The sequence below is a fragment of the Blautia caecimuris genome (assembly GCF_024622975.1).
Taxonomy (GTDB): Bacteria; Bacillota; Clostridia; order Lachnospirales; family Lachnospiraceae; genus Blautia_A; species Blautia_A caecimuris.
This window is the reverse complement of the sequence record NZ_JANJZT010000008.1, coordinates 83,736-99,532: the sequence shown is the minus strand read 5'-3', so window position 1 is coordinate 99,532 and position 15,797 is coordinate 83,736. Positions and strand designations below refer to the sequence as shown.

The 15,797-nt window shown below is 45.6% G+C and carries 18 protein-coding genes and 1 riboswitch; of the genes, 2 read left to right on the top strand and 16 right to left on the bottom strand.

Features of this window, described 5'->3' with window-relative positions; genetic code table 11:
• Positions 1-14 precede the first annotated feature (14 nt).
• From thiC to trpS, 10 genes are all read right to left on the bottom strand, one after another.
• A complete protein-coding gene (gene thiC, locus NSA57_RS07230) occupies positions 15-1,319 on the bottom strand; it encodes a phosphomethylpyrimidine synthase ThiC (RefSeq protein ID WP_022066969.1) in 1,305 nt (434 codons plus the stop codon).
• Positions 1,320-1,387: 68 nt separating this feature from the next.
• Positions 1,388-2,182 carry a bifunctional hydroxymethylpyrimidine kinase/phosphomethylpyrimidine kinase gene (gene thiD, locus NSA57_RS07225; RefSeq protein ID WP_257464431.1) on the bottom strand — a complete coding sequence of 265 codons (795 nt, stop codon included), beginning with the start codon at positions 2,180-2,182 and terminating at the stop codon, positions 1,388-1,390.
• On the bottom strand, positions 2,179-2,820 hold the full coding sequence (gene thiE, locus NSA57_RS07220) for a thiamine phosphate synthase (protein ID WP_257464430.1): 642 nt from the start codon (positions 2,818-2,820) through the stop codon (positions 2,179-2,181). Before thiE ends, thiD begins: the two co-directional genes overlap by 4 nt.
• A gap of 63 nt (positions 2,821-2,883) precedes the next feature.
• The gene (locus NSA57_RS07215) at positions 2,884-3,513 is read right to left on the bottom strand and encodes a thiamine phosphate synthase (protein WP_147599607.1); all 630 of its coding nucleotides are present in this window, start codon (positions 3,511-3,513) and stop codon (positions 2,884-2,886) included.
• On the bottom strand, positions 3,494-4,747 hold the full coding sequence (gene thiH / locus NSA57_RS07210; protein WP_257464429.1) for a 2-iminoacetate synthase ThiH: 1,254 nt from the start codon (positions 4,745-4,747) through the stop codon (positions 3,494-3,496). Before thiH ends, NSA57_RS07215 begins: the two co-directional genes overlap by 20 nt.
• An 11-nt stretch (positions 4,748-4,758) precedes the next feature.
• Complete coding sequence (locus NSA57_RS07205; protein WP_173752467.1) at positions 4,759-5,526, bottom strand: thiazole synthase; 768 nt, start codon at positions 5,524-5,526, stop codon at positions 4,759-4,761.
• A 148-nt stretch (positions 5,527-5,674) separates the two neighbouring features.
• Entirely contained in the window at positions 5,675-6,301 is a 627-nt protein-coding gene (gene thiF / locus NSA57_RS07200; protein ID WP_147599604.1) for a thiamine biosynthesis protein ThiF, read from the bottom strand.
• On the bottom strand, positions 6,302-6,496 hold the full coding sequence (gene thiS, locus NSA57_RS07195) for a sulfur carrier protein ThiS (RefSeq protein WP_147599603.1): 195 nt from the start codon (positions 6,494-6,496) through the stop codon (positions 6,302-6,304).
• A 130-nt stretch (positions 6,497-6,626) separates the two neighbouring features.
• Positions 6,627-6,733: riboswitch (TPP riboswitch) on the bottom strand.
• Between the two features lie 105 nt (positions 6,734-6,838).
• Positions 6,839-7,576 carry a peptidylprolyl isomerase gene (locus NSA57_RS07190; protein WP_147599602.1) on the bottom strand — a complete coding sequence of 246 codons (738 nt, stop codon included), beginning with the start codon at positions 7,574-7,576 and terminating at the stop codon, positions 6,839-6,841.
• Positions 7,577-7,676: 100 nt separating this feature from the next.
• Positions 7,677-8,681, bottom strand: a complete 1,005-nt coding sequence (gene trpS, locus NSA57_RS07185; RefSeq protein WP_257464428.1) for a tryptophan--tRNA ligase — start codon at positions 8,679-8,681, stop codon at positions 7,677-7,679.
• A 417-nt stretch (positions 8,682-9,098) separates the two neighbouring features.
• Between trpS and NSA57_RS07180 the strand changes: the two genes are divergently transcribed.
• The gene (locus tag NSA57_RS07180; RefSeq protein ID WP_147599600.1) at positions 9,099-9,578 is read left to right on the top strand and encodes an S-ribosylhomocysteine lyase; all 480 of its coding nucleotides are present in this window, start codon (positions 9,099-9,101) and stop codon (positions 9,576-9,578) included.
• A 183-nt stretch (positions 9,579-9,761) separates the two neighbouring features.
• On the opposite strand, the gene NSA57_RS07175 is transcribed toward NSA57_RS07180, so the two are convergent.
• From NSA57_RS07175 to NSA57_RS07150, 6 genes are all read right to left on the bottom strand, one after another.
• Complete coding sequence (locus NSA57_RS07175) at positions 9,762-10,079, bottom strand: HEPN domain-containing protein (protein WP_257464427.1); 318 nt, start codon at positions 10,077-10,079, stop codon at positions 9,762-9,764.
• Entirely contained in the window at positions 10,072-10,425 is a 354-nt protein-coding gene (locus NSA57_RS07170; RefSeq protein ID WP_147599599.1) for a nucleotidyltransferase domain-containing protein, read from the bottom strand. Before NSA57_RS07170 ends, NSA57_RS07175 begins: the two co-directional genes overlap by 8 nt.
• 128 nt (positions 10,426-10,553) lie before the next feature.
• Positions 10,554-11,021 (bottom strand): SH3 domain-containing protein, encoded by a 468-nt coding sequence (locus NSA57_RS07165; protein WP_147599598.1) that lies wholly within the window; start codon positions 11,019-11,021, stop codon positions 10,554-10,556.
• 79 nt (positions 11,022-11,100) lie between these two features.
• On the bottom strand, positions 11,101-12,519 hold the full coding sequence (hydG, locus tag NSA57_RS07160; protein ID WP_147599597.1) for a [FeFe] hydrogenase H-cluster radical SAM maturase HydG: 1,419 nt from the start codon (positions 12,517-12,519) through the stop codon (positions 11,101-11,103).
• Positions 12,520-12,556: 37 nt separating this feature from the next.
• The gene (gene hydE / locus NSA57_RS07155) at positions 12,557-13,594 is read right to left on the bottom strand and encodes a [FeFe] hydrogenase H-cluster radical SAM maturase HydE (RefSeq protein WP_147599596.1); all 1,038 of its coding nucleotides are present in this window, start codon (positions 13,592-13,594) and stop codon (positions 12,557-12,559) included.
• On the bottom strand, positions 13,591-13,851 hold the full coding sequence (locus NSA57_RS07150; RefSeq protein WP_022067954.1) for a TM1266 family iron-only hydrogenase system putative regulator: 261 nt from the start codon (positions 13,849-13,851) through the stop codon (positions 13,591-13,593). The genes hydE and NSA57_RS07150 overlap by 4 nt, the downstream gene beginning before the upstream one ends.
• Before the next feature lie 622 nt (positions 13,852-14,473).
• Here NSA57_RS07150 and NSA57_RS07145 point away from each other — a divergent pair.
• On the top strand, positions 14,474-15,769 hold the full coding sequence (locus NSA57_RS07145) for an L-cysteine desulfidase family protein (protein WP_257464426.1): 1,296 nt from the start codon (positions 14,474-14,476) through the stop codon (positions 15,767-15,769).
• The last annotated feature ends 28 nt before the right edge of the window (positions 15,770-15,797 follow it).

Sequence of the window (15,797 nt, the reverse complement as noted above, 5' to 3'; positions counted from 1 at the left end):
GCCCGCTCCAGGTCTTAAAGAATATCAATATATTCTCCGTTCAGAGCCTTGTTCATGCTTCGTACCGCGCAGAATTTCCCGCACATGGAACAGGTATCCTCATGCTCCGGAGCTCTGTCATCCCGGATGCTTCTGGCAGTGTCCGGGTCAATGGAGCACTCCCACTGTTTTTCCCAGTCAAAGGTTCTTCTTGCATCTGCCATGGCATCGTCCATGTCTCTTGCATGAGGAACTTTTTTTGCAATATCCGCTGCATGTGCCGCGATCCTGGATGCGATGATCCCCTGCTTCACATCCTCCACATTGGGAAGGGCCAGATGCTCTGCAGGAGTTACGTAGCAGAGGAAGGCAGCTCCTGCTGAAGCTGCAACGGCTCCTCCAATGGCAGAAGTGATGTGATCATAGCCCGGCGCAATATCCGTAACGATCGGTCCCAGAACATAAAAGGGCGCTCCCATGCAGATGGACTGCTGCAGCTTCATGTTTGCCTCGATCTGATCAAGAGGCATATGTCCCGGTCCCTCAACCATAACCTGCACATCCTTTTCCCAGGCTCTCTTTGTCAGCTCACCCAGACGGACCAGCTCCTCGATCTGGCATACATCGCTGGCGTCTGCCAGACAGCCGGGCCGGCAGGCATCGCCAAGAGAAATCGTCACATCATATTCCCGGCAGATATCCAGAATCTCATCATAATACTCATAAAAAGGATTCTCCTCCCCTGTCATGCTCATCCAGGCAAAAACAAGAGAACCTCCTCTGGATACAATGTTCATTTTTCTTTTGTGTTTTTTGATCTGATCAATGGTCTTTCTGGTAATTCCGCAGTGAAGAGTCACAAAATCAACGCCGTCCTGTGCATGAAGCCGAATCACGTCAATAAAATCCTTTGCAGTCAAAGTAGAAAGGTCTCTCTGATAATGGATCACACTGTCATAAACAGGAACGGTCCCGATCATAGCCGGACATTCCCGGATCAGTTTTTTGCGGAAAGGCTGTGTGTTTCCATGAGAGGAAAGATCCATAATAGCCTCAGCTCCCATGTTCACTGCTGCCATTACCTTTTCCATTTCAATGTCATAATCCTTACAGTCTCTGGAAACTCCAAGATTCACATTGATCTTTGTACGCAGCATGGAGCCTACTCCATTTGGCTCAATGCAGGTGTGAAGTCTGTTGGCGCAGATAGCCACCTGGCCTTTTGCAACAAGCTCTCTGATTTCTTCCTCTGTGCGGTACTCTTTTGCTGCAACCTTTTTCATTTCCGGAGTGATAATCCCACGTCTTGCAGCCTCCATCTGTGTTTTATATTCTCTCATAAAGCGTTTCCTTTCCGTGTCTTTATTTTTGTAATACTGATTTTATTCATTTATATCTATTTTCTGTTTTACAGATTTGCCATATAAAAAGCGTGATCCAGAGGGCCGCTTCCCTTTCCCAGGTCCAGTCCGGCTTCCAGAGCCTTTGAAATATATTCCTTTGCTTTTCTTACCGCCTCTTCCATTTCCATTCCCTTTGCAAGATTGGATGCGATCGCCGAAGAAAGGGTACAGCCTGTTCCGTGGGTATTGGGATTATGGATTCTTCTTCCTCTGATCCAGATCTTCTGTCCTTCCACGCAGAGAAGATCGTCTGCATCACTGATACTGTGGCCACCTTTTAAAAGAACTGCCTCTGCGCCAAGATCACTGAGCTTTTCTGCTGCCGCCTCCATATCCTGTTTATTCTTTATCTCACAGCCGGAAAGAATTTCTGCCTCCGGAATATTTGGCGTGATCAGAGACGCAAGGGGAAACAGCTCTTTTATCATCATCTCTGCCCCGTTATTTTTCATCAGGGAGGAGCCGCTGGAAGCCACCATAACCGGATCCACCACCACGTTTTTTGCCTGATAAAACCGAAGCTTCTCTCCAATTACCTGAATCAGTTCTTTTGAAGATACCATGCCGATCTTTACTGCTTCCGGGTAAATATCTTCGAATACCGCATCCAGCTGGTCTCCCAGAAATTCCGGCGGCACCTCCATGACAGAGCGCACGCCTGTTGTATTCTGGGCAGTCAGGGCCGTTATGGCGCTCATGGCATACACGCCGTTTGTGATCATGGTTTTAATATCTGCCTGGATCCCGGCGCCCCCGCTGGAATCACTTCCTGCAATAGTCAGAGCTGCATGAACGCTCATAGATTTAAAACCTCCTGTATTTTTTTCTTCAGAAGAGCCGTTTCCTTCTGTATATCCTGAGCGGAAAAAATCCCGGATACTACGGCTGCCCCTGCCATTTTCCCTCCCGCAAGCTCTTCTATATTCTGCCTGGTGATCCCGCCGATGGCCACTGCCGGAACAGAAACCGCGCTGCAGATTTCTTTTAACTGATCTCTTGTAATACGAATGGCATCCTGTTTGGTAGGAGAAGGAAAAACAGCTCCCACCCCAAGATAATCCGCGCCCCCCTGTTCTGCTTTTTTGGCCTGCTCTGTAGTTTTTGCAGTGGCTCCTATGATAAAATCCTCCGGAACTATTTTCCGTATGTCAGAAACCGCCATATCCTCTTTTCCTACATGTACACCGTCCGCTCCGCTTAAAAGCGCTGCCTTTACATTGTCGTTAATGATCAGAGGAACATGATAGCTGTGGCAGAGCTCTTTTATTTTTTCTGCTTCCGCCACAAGCCGACTTTCCGGCAGATCCTTTTCCCGAAGCTGGATCATGGTCGCTCCGCCCTTGAGAGCATCTTCAATCTGTTCGTACAGGGTCTGCCTGCCCGTCCATTTTCTGTCTGTCACTGCATAAAGAAGAAGCATATCTTTATGAAATTTCATGTTGATCTTTTGTCCTTTCCCCTTATTCAGAATACAAAGCTCTGTAAAAATATTGTTTCTCTTTTATTCCTGTCTTTTAAACTCCTGCAAATAATCCTCCGGATCTTCGCAGACCATAAGCCCGCTCATAACACAGGCTCCTGCTGCCCCGGCCTCTCTTACTTTACTGATATTGGCAGGAGAGATACCGCCGATTGCATAAACAGGAACGGAAACACCTGCACATACGTTTTTCAGAAAATCCAGTCCCCGCCCGGGCAGTCCCTTTTTACAGTCCGTATCAAAAATGTGCCCTGCCGTAATATAAGTACATCCCAGTTTTTCTGCCAGTACCGCATCCTCCACAGAATGGCAGGAGGCTCCCAGAACCCGAAAGCTTTGCCGTTTGCCGGGTTCCATTTTCATGAGAACCGGAAGCGGAAGATGGAGACTGTCACATCCCAGCTCCAGAGCTGCCTCCGGAAAGCTGTGCAGAATACAAACGGTTTCCTGTTCCCTGCATATGTTCAGAATTTTTTCCGCAAGCTCCATATATTCCTTTTCCAAAAGCTCTTTTTCTCTCACAACCACCGCTGCCGGATGAGCGGCTGCGATCTTCCGCATCCTGGTAATAAAGTCTTCCCGGCAGAGCTTCCTGTTTGTGATACACAAAATATCTGAGTTCCTGTTTTCTTTATACATATACATAATCATTCAGAACCGGCTGAAGCCCTTCCTCTGCAATGTCTCTGTACATCACATCCAGACTTCTGCTGTCATCAATTTCAAACTGTTCATCGCCTTTTTCTTCCTCTGATTCCCTGCCGTTGTATTTGCTTTCGTGATCGCCGATCCCTGTGGACACCCCTGCTGAGATCTTTGTTGCGGCAATCTTCACAATGCCGTTCCGAAACTCTGCGCTTTCCCTGGATGATACGGTAATTCCGGCAAACGGAAGAAAAATACGATATGCACAGATAATCTGACAGAGCTGCTTTTCATGAACATCCAGAGGATTGATCTTTTCATTGTTAATAATAGGACGAAGTCTCGGACAGGACAGAGACATCTCTGCATGAGGATATTTTCGCTGAAGATAATACACATGAAGCCCGGTTGCAAGAGCATCCTTACGGAAATCGGAAAGCCCAAGAAGAGCTGAGAAAGCCACTCCTCTCATGCCGCCCCGCAGAGCCCGCTCCTGAGCGTCAAAACGGTAGGGCCATACCCTTTTGTGCCCCATCAGATGAAGCTGTTCATACTTATCCGTATCATAGGTTTCCTGAAATACGGTCACATAGTCTGCGCCGCACTGGTGAAGATAAGCATATTCGTCTGTATTTACCGGATAGATTTCCAGTCCTACCATACGAAAATATTTCCGCGCAAGCTTACACGCCTCTCCAATATACGTTACGTCACTCTGACTGCGGCTTTCTCCTGTAAGGATCAAAATCTCCTCCATACCGCTGTCTGCAATGATCTTCATTTCTTTTTCAATCTGCTCCATGGAAAGCTTCATGCGGCTGATATGGTTATAGCAGTTAAATCCACAGTACACACAGTAATTTTCGCAGTAATTTGCAATATACAGAGGCGTAAAGAGATACACGGTGTTTCCGAAATGCCGTCCTGTCTCCATGCGGGCCCGCTGGGCCATTTCCTCAAGAAACGGCTCTGCCGCCGGAGAAAGCAGAGCTTTAAAATCCTCCACGGAGCAGGTTTCATGATTCAGCGCAGCCCTTACATCAGAAGCTGTGTAAGCCGAATAGTCATAGCTTTTCATCTGATCCATAACGTGACCGCACACCTGGGATTCAATCTGTTCCATCCCGGGCAGATATTCCATATGATTTTTCCGAAAGGAAGGATCTGTCTCCAGACGGTGCTTTTTTTCCAGAGCTTTTTCAGAAAGATACTCAGAATCTACAAAAAACTGATTTTCCACTTTACTCACCTCTAATCCCTTAAAAATCCTGTCAGCGGATCAGAAGCAGCTGCTCCTCTTGTAAGCACTCTTCCAATCCCTGCAAGATATGCCTTTCGTCCGGCTTCAATGGCCTGTTTAAAAGCAGCAGCCATCAGAGGCAGGTTTCCCGCTGTGGCAAGAGCTGTGTTTGCCATAATTGCCGCCGCGCCCATTTCCATTGCCTCACAGGCCTGGGAAGGCTTTCCGATCCCTGCATCAACAATAATGGGAAGGTCGATCTCATCAATAAGAATCTGGATAAAATCCTTTGTTGCCAGACCTTTATTTGAGCCAATAGGAGAGGCAAGAGGCATCACTGCCGCTGCTCCTGCATTTGCCAGATCACGGGCAGTATTCAGATCCGGGTACATATACGGCATGACCACAAATCCTTTATCCGCCAGGATCTCTGTTGCTTTTACGGTTTCCTGGTTGTCCGGAAGCAGATATTTGGAATCACGCATGATCTCTATTTTTACAAAATTACCACAGCCCAGTTCTCTGGCAAGACAGGCAATCCTCACTGCCTCCTCAGCATTTCTCGCCCCGCTGGTATTGGGAAGAAGGGTCACTCCTTCTGGAATAAAATCCAGGATATTTTCCTGGTCCTTTGTGTTTGCCCGGCGTACTGCCAGTGTAATAATTTCTGCTCCGGCGTCCTTTACTGCCGCCTGGATCAGCTTCAGGGAATACTTTCCTGAGCCGAGAATAAAACGGGAGTTAAATTCATGTCCCCCTATGATCAGCTTATCATTCATTGTCCGTTTCCTCTCTTTGTGCATTGTTCTTCCACTGTTATTTGCGCAGTTAAATATCTCACGATTTACAGTGCGCTTTCCCATTGACTGCTGCTGTCTGGAATAAGCTTTGATTTATTACTGTTGCTGTAAAATTGTGGCAGCAGCATTATTTTCCGGCAAGTATGCGCAGGACTGCATGAGCCTGGTGGGCTGCGCATACCATCACTCTGGAAGCCACAAGGCTGTGCTGCTCTTTTACCTCGCTGGTTTCATCTCCACAGAGATAAAAACGTTCTGTGATCTTTCTGGTACGGATATCATTGGCACTTCCCATTCCTGCCATTCCCGATGCGGCTACCAGATATTTTTCCCGCATGCTGCACAGTACCACATCGGTAAGCATGGCTTTGCTTTCTGCATCATCAAAGGCCTCACAGATAATATCTGCCTCCTCTAAAAGCTCTTTTGCATTGTCCCGGGTTATTTTTACATTATGTACTTCCGTGTTCAGATACGGCGCGATCTCTTTGAGATTCTCCTCCATTGCTTCTGTTTTGCTCTTTCCTACCTGTGTAGCCTTATACTGCTGCCGGTGAAGATTACTGACATCTACATAGTCGAAATCAATCAGGATCAGCTTACCAATCCCGGCTCTGGCAAGGGCTTCGGCAATGTGAGAGCCAAGCCCTCCCAGACCACAGACTGCCACCACTGCTGAAGAAAATTTCTCCTGCAGTTCTTTTCCGTGACGCATCTTAAATGCCTGTTCCATTTCTTCTCTGGTTGGAATCATTCAGCCTCCTCCTACAAAGCTCACTACTTCAACGCTGTCTCCATTTTTAAGAACCGTGTGGGAATACTCTGCCTTTGGCACAATTTCTCCATTTTTTTCTACTGCCACACGCGGTATCTGATAGCCTGCGCCTTCCAGATATTCTGTCAGAGTTTTTCCCTCTGCCTCCAGAAGCTTGCCGTTGATCTTTACCATATTTTCACCTCTTTTCAAGCAGAAACCAGACTGTTCCGCCCCGCATTTCAAAATCCCATGGAAAAGGAACTGCTTTCCCGGTAAATAAAAAACGAGAAACTACCAGCTTCGGTAATTTCCCGTTATACATACACTTATGCTCAGGCATCCCTACGTTGGCATTATCCAAATCAGGTTATCGGTCGAAGGTCATACCTTCCTCTCAGCCTGTCATACAAGCTCCCGTCTGCTTTATTTTGTTTTATTGTTTATCATAGGTTACTGTTCCCGGCAACCTGTGAACAGTAATTATTATATACTTCTGTACTGTAAATTACAAGGATTTTATTTTTACCCTGTATGTCAGTCAACAATGGTGATGCTTTCGATCACCGGCTGTTCTTCTGGTTTGATGGTTCCGTTGTCATCTGTGGGTTTCGCATCCTTACAGATTGCATCCACAACGTCCATTCCCTCTGTTACATGGCCAAAGCCTGCATAATCTCCGTCCAGGAAGGTGCTGTCCTCATGCACGATAAAGAACTGAGAGCTTGCACTGTCCGGATCCATAGCTCTTGCCATGGAAATTACGCCTCTTGTATGAGAAATATTATTTTCCACACCATTATTGGAAAATTCGCCTTTGATATTTTCATCAGAGCCGCCGGTTCCATTTCCCAGAGGATCCCCGCCCTGAACCATAAAGCCGTCCATAATACGGTGGAAGGTCAGTCCGTCATAAAAGCCCTCCTGAGCCAGTTTTACAAAATTGGTCACTGTGACAGGAGCGGTATCTGCATCCAGCTCTACCTGGATCTCGCCGTAATCCTTCACATTGATCTGCGCATGATGGATTCCTGTCAGCTCTTTACTGGTATCAAGAACTGCCTCTTTTGTATCCTTTGCATCGGAAGCTTCCTCTTTATCAGAAGCTTCCTCACCGGTACCGTCGCTGAATCCCGCTTTTTCTGCCATCTCGTCACTGACTGTCTTCTCGCTGCCGCTCTCTGTCTTTGTATCTTCTGTTTTCTGTCCGCATCCTGTCATCATACCTGCTGTAAGGACTACTGCACAAAGTACTGCCAGAGTTTTATGTTTCATTTTTATTTTCCTCCTGATTCTGCTGTTTGCTGACAGAAAACCTTCCTGTGACTTTCTGTCAGATTATGTTCATATGCCGGAGTTTCTCTTTCCCTTTTTCTTACCGGATCCTGTCCGGAAAACCAACTTTCCTCTGAACCTTGCGCAGAGTTTTGGTAGCAAAATAATTAGCCTTTTCTGCATTTTCTTTGATAATGGAATCAATATATGCCTTATCCCTGGAAAGACGGGCAAATTCATCCTGAAGAGGTTTGAGAACAGAAATAACAGACTCTGCAACCGCCGGTTTCAGCTCACCATAGCCTTTTCCCTCAAATTCTTTCACTGCCTCATCCGGAGTTTTTCCTGTGCAGGCACAGTAAATCTCAATGAGGTTCTTTACGCCCGGCTGCTCGTCTCTGTAGCTTACGTAGCCCTCGGAATCTGTTACCGCGCGCTTAAATTTACGCATAATGGTATCCGGGTCATCCATAAGATAAATGCTGGCATTGGGATTTTCGTCAGATTTGGACATTTTTCTGGTGGGATCCTGAAGGCTCATGATCTTTGCTCCCACCTTGCCAACATATGCTTCCGGAACAGTAAACACATCTCCGTAAATGTTATTGAAACGCTCTGCAATATTTCTGGTAAGCTCCAAATGCTGCATCTGGTCAATTCCAACCGGAACCACGTCTGTCTGATACAGAAGTATATCTGCTGCCATCAGAACCGGATAAGTAAACAGACCTGCATTGATATTATCCGCATGCTTTGCAGATTTATCCTTAAACTGAGTCATACGGTTCAGCTCGCCCATGTAAGTAAAGCAATTTAAGATCCAGGCCAGTTCAGCATGACCGGAAACATGGGACTGATAATAAATGCAGTTCCTTTTCGGGTCAAGGCCTGCTGCAATATAAAGAGTCAGAAGATTGCGGGCGCTTTTGCGAAGCTCTGCCGGGTTCTGACGAACAGTGATCGAATGAAGATCTACCACACTGTAAAAGCACTCATATTCATCACTTAAAGTCAGCCAGTTTTTCAGAGCGCCAAGATAATTTCCCAGTGTGAGATTTCCTGTTGCCTGCATTCCGCTGAATAAAACTTTTTTATCATTTATCATAGTCTATACCTCTCTTACTGACGCATTTTGGAAAGATTCTGCACATTCTGAATGTCTTCCTTATTACCGGAATCATGATTTCCTGAAACAAAGGCTGTCCACGTTCTGCAGTTTCCGGCTCCGGAAGCTCTGTGAATGCCTTCTGAGCCTTTCCTTTATGCACATCTGAATTGTATATTAGTTTATCATTCTGTAGAAATAAAGTCAATTACTTGTCACCTGGAACCTAATCTGTTAAAATAGTCACAGGTCACTATCCCGCAGGGTGTTTTGGCGTATATATGCCAAAATCCCGAGACATACAGGGCAAAATGCCATCACTAAAGACAATTTAAAATGCATTTTGACCAGGTTACTGCAAAGGTCGTGAGCAGTAACTTAAAATATAGGAAGTATAAAAATCCAGGAGGAAAAAACATGAAAAAAATTGCGAGCTTTACCATAGACCATATTAAGCTTCAGCCGGGAATCTATGTTTCCAGAAAAGACTATCTGGGCGATCAGGTGATCACCACTTTTGACATTCGTATGACTTCCCCCAATGAAGAGCCTGTTATGAATACTGCAGAGCTTCATGCCATGGAACATCTGGCAGCTACTTTTCTCCGAAATCATACAGAATTTGGACCAAAAGTCATTTACTGGGGTCCAATGGGCTGCCGCACCGGAAATTATCTTCTGTTGGCAGGAGATTACGAATCAAAGGATATTGTGGGACTGATAACAGAAATGTTTGAATTCATCCGGGACTTTGAAGGAGAAATCCCAGGCGCTTCTGCAAAGGACTGCGGCAACTATCTGGATATGAACCTGAACATGGCAAAATATCTGGCAGATAAATATTTAAAAGAGGTTCTTTACGATATCAAAGAGGAACGGCTGGTTTATCCGGAGTAAATTAGAATAAAGAAATTTTCGAGGCCAGTTTTGTACAATAAACTGGTCTTTTGTTATATAAGTGCAAAATAGATTTACTTTGTTATTATAAGACAGAACCGAATTTATCCTTTAAGTAGTTATTGATCTTATTTACAATATACTCGGCATTCTCTACCTGCTGTTTCGATTCCGCTTTACTTGCTATATAAAAATCATCATAATCTGATGCATTACGAATTTGGTCTGCATTGACAATTTTCTGGTAATCCTGAGAAGTAAATATTCCATCTCCTTTAAAAATAAAGAGATAATTGAACTGTTTAATCCTCCGTTATGAGTGGCAACCTCTACTTTTTCAGTTGCCAAAAGAGCCTTTACACTTTTTTCAATTGCATAAAAAGCTCTGTTATTTGCAGATTTATATGATGATTTTTCTAATAAATCTTTTGCTTCTATTAAAAGCTCTTCAGCCCGATCCATTCTCACCTTTGCAAGAGCCATATAATATCCTTCATCCATATAACACTCTCCCTTCCTGTTTTATATTACGAAAATAATCATACCAATCGTTTTTGTCTATATATTCCTCATATGGAAGGCATACAAAATTTACAACCGCAAAGTATTTCATTGCCAGCTCCGTTGCAATATTGGCTAAAACACTGCCGTATTTTTTTGCCTTCAACCGATCACTTTTCAGCAGCAGAGCAATATCAATATCTGAATCCTCCGTATAATCCCCTCTGGCGCAAGAGCCATAAAGTATAATTTTTACCACATCAGATCCCATAGCCTCTGTTATTAAGTGAACTGTTTCTTTTTCTACTGCCTGTATCACTTGCTCATTCAAACTGATATTATACATTCTTTACCACCTCCCGGAACTTTCTTAATTTAATTATAGGACAAATATCCAGGAATAACAATATTTAAAAACCAGAGCTTTTCTCTATTCCAAATAGAAAATATGCTCTGGTTTTTCTTCGCTTTTTTTTACTGAACCGGCGCGGCAGTTCCTTCTGCCGCAGGGGTTACTGCCGGAGCCTCAGTGGTCACATACTGGGCGCTGACATACCCTTTCTGTCCATCAAGGTCTACCTCGATCCACTGGCCGTCTTCACTGACGCCTGTGCCGGTAAGCTGATCGCCTACCTTGGTGCTCTTGATGATATTTGTCTGATCTGTTGTTACACAGTCTGTACGGATATTCGCCTCATTGTTTGCATAATATGTAACATTTTTCTGTATGATCTTGACGCCGCTTGCTGTCTGAGAGGTCTGCGGCACCGGTGTTGCTGTCACAGCCGGTGTAGGTGTTGCTGCCGGTGTGGGCGTTGCAGTAGGGGTTGGGGTTGCTTTTATCACAGTCACGGTAGAATCCTCTCCTCCAGTGCTGTATCCGCAGCCGGATGCAACAAGAGTAAGACCTGCCAGTGCAATCAGTAATCTGGATTTCTTCATAAGAATTTTCCTCCTTTATAGCATACCACCATGATACCCCATTCCGGGTGGATTATGCAAGCCTTTTTTGCTTTTGACCTCAGAAACGGAAATCTCTTTTTCCCTGTTCAATCTCTTTGAGATTCCTTGCGCAGATCTCTCTTGTTTTTTCTCTTTCCACCTTCTGAAGCTCTTTCTCGATCACCTTCAGGCCTTTCTCTCTTGTATCCGGGGAAGCATAATCCTCCAGATATTCTTTCAGCGTCATCAGGGCATTGGGATGACAGCAGTTGGCGATCTGCCCGCTCTTTACAAGAGACATGAAACGGTCTCCTGTGCGTCCTTCCCGGTAACAGGCTGTACAGAAGCTTGGAATATAACCCAGCTCCAGAAGCCAGTTTACGACCTCATCCAGAGTACGTCTGTCGCTGACATCAAACTGTGATGAGTTGTCTTCCTCTGCCTCTTCCTCTGCATAGCCTCCCACAGAGGTTCTGGAGCCTCCGCTGATCTGGGAAATACCAAGATCCAATACCTTTTCTCTGCATTTCTGAGACTCTCTGGTGGAAATGATCATTCCTGTATAAGGAACTGCAATGCGGATCACGGCTACGATCTTCTGGAAAATCTCATCCGGAACTGCATTGGTAAAGTCCTTTGTGTCAATATCGTCAGCCGGACAGATTCTTGGAACACTGATGGTGTGAGGGCCTACTCCAAACCGGGCTTCCAGATGCTCTGCGTGCATCAGGATTCCCACAAAGTCATAACGGTAGGTTTCCAGTCCAAAAAGCACTCCGCAGCCAACATCGTCTATTCCGGCTTCCATAGCCCGGTCCATGGCCTCTGTGTGATATGCATAATCACTTTTCGGTCCTGTGGGGTGAAGAGCCTCATAGCTTTCTTTATTATAAGTTTCCTGGAAAAGAATATAGGTTCCGATTCCCGCTTCTTTCAGCTTCCTGTAATTTTCTACTGTCGTTGCTGCAATGTTTACATTCACACGGCGGATGGCTCCGTTTTTGTGTTTGATGCTGTAAATGGTTTTGATACTTTCCAGAACGTATTCAATGGGATTGTTTTTGGGATCCTCTCCTGTCTCCAGAGCAAGACGCTTATGTCCCATGTCCTGAAGGGCGATTACCTCCTGGCGGATCTCCTCCTGAGTCAGTTTTTTACGGCGGATGTGTTTGTTCTTTGCATGATAAGGACAGTAAACACAGCCGTTGATACAATAATTAGAAAGGTAAAGAGGCGCAAACATAACAATTCTGTTTCCATAAAATTTCTGTTTGATCTCTTTTGCCACATGATACATTTTATCCACCAGCACCGGATCATCACATTCCAGAAGAAGCGCTGCTTCTCTGTGACTTAATCCCTTACAGTCTCTTGCTCTCTCGATCAGCCCTTCGATCAGCTCCGTATTATTTTTATTTGCTCTGGCATATTCCAGAGAATCCAGAATTTCCTGATGATCAATAAATTCTGTTGCCTTTGTTGATTTCGGATTATACATAAGTCCTCCTTCTGCTGCCCTGAAGCAGCCTGTCCTTTTATTTTTTATAATCTCCCCGGTCTGTTACAATACAACAGCCGATTGTCTCCATTCTCTTTCTTAACTGTTCCACACACTCTGCGGCCTCGTCACCTGTGGAAATTTTTCCGTCATAAAGCATATATTTTTTTCTCACAGAAAGAGGTGACAGATTGGGCATGACTACGTTGGCTCCGGAAAGTATCCCAAGCTCTCTTCCGTCAGGGGCAATGGTGCCAAGAGCAGTGGTTGCCGGAAGAAGCGCCCGGGGCAGCATCAGCCGCACAAGAGCCAGGTAAAACAGCGTATCCTCAAGGGTTCCGTCCTCTCTGCTCCGAAAAGGAGTATCCTTATGAGAAATAAAAGGCCCGATGCCCACCATTTCCGGATCCAGTTCTTTTAGAAACAGAAAATCCTCTGCCAGTGTCTCTGCCGTCTGTCCCGGAGACCCCACCATAAATCCTGCTCCTGTCTGAAATCCCAGCTTTTTAAGCGTTCTGAGACAGTCCTTCCTGTGCTGAAGAGATAAGGGTTCCGGATGCAGAATCCGGTAATGCGTCTCGTCTGCAGTCTCATGGCGAAGAAGATAACGGTCTGCTCCGGCCTTCCAGAATGCTCTGTACTCTTCCTCCGTTCGTTCCCCCACGGAAAGTGTCAGGGCACAGTCCGGATATTGTTTTTTGATATGACGTACCAGCCCGGCCAGCCTTTCCCCTGTAAAATATCCGTCCTCGCCTCCCTGAAGTACAAAGGTACGAAATCCCAGCTCATAACCCTGTTGACAACAGGAAAGGATATCCTCTTCTGTCAGACGGTAGCGCTGGGCGGCATGATTGCTCCTTCTTAAACCGCAGTAGTAACAGTCGTTTCTGCAGTAGCTTGTAAATTCGATCAGACCTCTTATATAAACCTGATCTCCATATATTTTCTGCCGCACCCCCCTTGCCAGCCTCCGGGCATAAAGATCTGTCTCTGTATTTCTGTTGGATAGCAGTGTCAAAAATTCTTCCCTGGTCAGTTCCTGTGTATGGTGCAGCTTGTCGATCAGTTCTTTCATAGCTCTTTCTCCGGCATTTTTGAGTATACGGTTTTGCTGGTAATGCCTTCCAGCATTCCAAGCTTTCCGGACAGCGCGCTGATCTTTTCCTGGGGAGCATCCAGTATCACACTGATCACAGACACTCCCTTCGGACGATAAGGCACTCCCATTCTTCCTACTATATATTCTCCATATTCATGGAGCAGCCGATTCAGTTCCCCGCTTTTGGAACGGTCTTCCACAATAATGGCGATCACTGCAATTCTTGTATCCATAAAACATCTCCCTTCCTGTCTGTTTCCGCCAGATACAGGCTGTCATATTTCCCATGCATCCGCTCCCAGCCTGATAAAAAATAAAACGGTGTCCTTCTGGACACCGGAACATATACAGAAAGACCGCAGTTTCTGACTGCAGCCGTATCTCACTGTTTTTTACATTCTCTGACGCCCATTCTTCTCAGGCTTTCCTTAAAAGTCCGGTACTGTTTCAGCATACCATATCTTTTCGTCAAAAACAACTAATTTTTCTGTAAATTCTCGTTTTTATCGTCATTATGTATAAGTTCTGTCACAATTCTCCCACGATTATTCTGTGGAGCACCTGATGGATCGGACTCCGTAAAATACTGTTTTTATATAGTGTCAGCCACCTTCTGCGCTGCATGTGCCGGTATTTCAGATCTATATGCCGGCACGCCTTGCAGGGTCTTATCTGTGAAACGTTTCCGGCATTCTGTGTTTCTTTACAAAATTCCCGGATTTTATACTATACTCGGCACACAATTTCTATTATAATGAAAAAAACGTTACTTCATACAGTAACAGGAACAACACCTGAAGTTTCAGCGCCGTTCTGAAATGATCAGGAATCTATCTACAACATCGGAGGAAAAATATGGATTCTGCATTATATGCCAATTATCTGGCTATCCTGCATCATGAACTGGTTCCTGCTCTGGGCTGTACGGAACCCATTGCCATTGCCTATGCTGCAGCCAAGGCGCGGCAGATTCTGGGTGAATTCCCGGATTCCGTTGAAATGCATTTAAGCGGAAACATTATAAAAAACGTAAAAGGCGTCACGGTTCCCAATTCCGGAGGACTGAAAGGAATTGATATTGCAGCGCTTCTTGGAATTACAGGAGGCAATGCGGATAAAGCTCTTGAAGTTCTTGAGGGCATCCGTCCGGAACACATCAGACAGGCTCAGGAGCTGGCTGAAAAACACATCTGTTCCTGCACCCTTGCAGAAGGTGTTTCCAATCTTTATATCTGTGCAAATGTAAGAAAAGACAGCCACTATGCGGAAGTGACCATTGTTGACCAGCACACCAACATCACCAGGATCGTCAAAGACGGCCAGGTTCTTTTTTCCGGAGAAACCACAGAGAAAAAGCAGGAGGAACCTCCTGTTGACAAATCAAAGCTTACGGTAAAAGACATTCTGGATTTTGCCGATCAGGTAAAGATCGAGGACGTCCGGGAGCTTCTGGAACGTCAGATCCGTTTAAATACAGCAATTTCCCAGGAAGGCCTGGACAATAATTACGGGGCGCAGATCGGCAAAACACTGATGCATGTATGGGGAAAAGGAATTACTACCAGAGCCTGCGCAAGAGCTGCCGCCGGAAGCGATGCCCGCATGGGCGGCTGTTCCATGCCGGTTGTGATCAATTCCGGAAGCGGCAATCAGGGCATGACAGTTTCTCTTCCTGTTATCACCTACGCGGAGGAATGGGAAGTTTCCAGAGCAAAGCTTTATCGTTCCCTTGTTGTCAGTAACCTGGTTGCCATTCATCAGAAATATTATATTGGAAGTCTTTCCGCATACTGCGGAGCTGTCAGCGCTGCCTGCGGAGCCGGAGCTGGAATCACTTACATGTACGGCGGAACCTATCAGCAGGTTTCCCTGACTATTATCAACACGCTGGGAAATGTAGGCGGAATTGTATGCGACGGCGCAAAACCATCCTGCGCTGCAAAAATCGCCTCTTCTGTTGACGCTGCCTTAATGGCTTTTCACATGAGTATCCAGAATAAAAGCTTCCTTCCGGGGGAGGGGATCATCCGGGGCGATGTGGAAGAAACCATAAAAAGCATGGGATATATCGGCCGTGTGGGAATGAAGGCCACTGATACGGAAATACTGAATATTATGATCGACCGCGTAAATGTAGATCAGGACTGCTGATTCTTACCTTAAAGGAGGATATTTTTAC

What these genes read in the sequence shown, in the direction of transcription:
- thiC (WP_022066969.1), bottom strand. Translation starts at nt 1,319, where the DNA reads ATGAGAGAATATAAAACACAGATGGAGGCTGCAAGACGTGGGATTATC.
- thiD (WP_257464431.1), bottom strand. Translation starts at nt 2,182, where the DNA reads ATGAGCGTTCATGCAGCTCTGACTATTGCAGGAAGTGATTCCAGCGGG.
- thiE (WP_257464430.1), bottom strand. Translation starts at nt 2,820, where the DNA reads ATGAAATTTCATAAAGATATGCTTCTTCTTTATGCAGTGACAGACAGA.
- NSA57_RS07215 (WP_147599607.1), bottom strand. Translation starts at nt 3,513, where the DNA reads ATGATTATGTATATGTATAAAGAAAACAGGAACTCAGATATTTTGTGT.
- NSA57_RS07205 (WP_173752467.1), bottom strand. Translation starts at nt 5,526, where the DNA reads ATGAATGATAAGCTGATCATAGGGGGACATGAATTTAACTCCCGTTTT.
- thiF (WP_147599604.1), bottom strand. Translation starts at nt 6,301, where the DNA reads ATGATTCCAACCAGAGAAGAAATGGAACAGGCATTTAAGATGCGTCAC.
- thiS (WP_147599603.1), bottom strand. Translation starts at nt 6,496, where the DNA reads ATGGTAAAGATCAACGGCAAGCTTCTGGAGGCAGAGGGAAAAACTCTG.
- NSA57_RS07190 (WP_147599602.1), bottom strand. Translation starts at nt 7,576, where the DNA reads ATGAAACATAAAACTCTGGCAGTACTTTGTGCAGTAGTCCTTACAGCA.
- trpS (WP_257464428.1), bottom strand. Translation starts at nt 8,681, where the DNA reads ATGATAAATGATAAAAAAGTTTTATTCAGCGGAATGCAGGCAACAGGA.
- NSA57_RS07180 (WP_147599600.1), top strand. Translation starts at nt 9,099, where the DNA reads ATGAAAAAAATTGCGAGCTTTACCATAGACCATATTAAGCTTCAGCCG.
- NSA57_RS07175 (WP_257464427.1), bottom strand. Translation starts at nt 10,079, where the DNA reads ATGGATGAAGGATATTATATGGCTCTTGCAAAGGTGAGAATGGATCGG.
- NSA57_RS07170 (WP_147599599.1), bottom strand. Translation starts at nt 10,425, where the DNA reads ATGTATAATATCAGTTTGAATGAGCAAGTGATACAGGCAGTAGAAAAA.
- NSA57_RS07165 (WP_147599598.1), bottom strand. Translation starts at nt 11,021, where the DNA reads ATGAAGAAATCCAGATTACTGATTGCACTGGCAGGTCTTACTCTTGTT.
- hydG (WP_147599597.1), bottom strand. Translation starts at nt 12,519, where the DNA reads ATGTATAATCCGAAATCAACAAAGGCAACAGAATTTATTGATCATCAG.
- hydE (WP_147599596.1), bottom strand. Translation starts at nt 13,594, where the DNA reads ATGAAAGAACTGATCGACAAGCTGCACCATACACAGGAACTGACCAGG.
- NSA57_RS07150 (WP_022067954.1), bottom strand. Translation starts at nt 13,851, where the DNA reads ATGGATACAAGAATTGCAGTGATCGCCATTATTGTGGAAGACCGTTCC.
- NSA57_RS07145 (WP_257464426.1), top strand. Translation starts at nt 14,474, where the DNA reads ATGGATTCTGCATTATATGCCAATTATCTGGCTATCCTGCATCATGAA.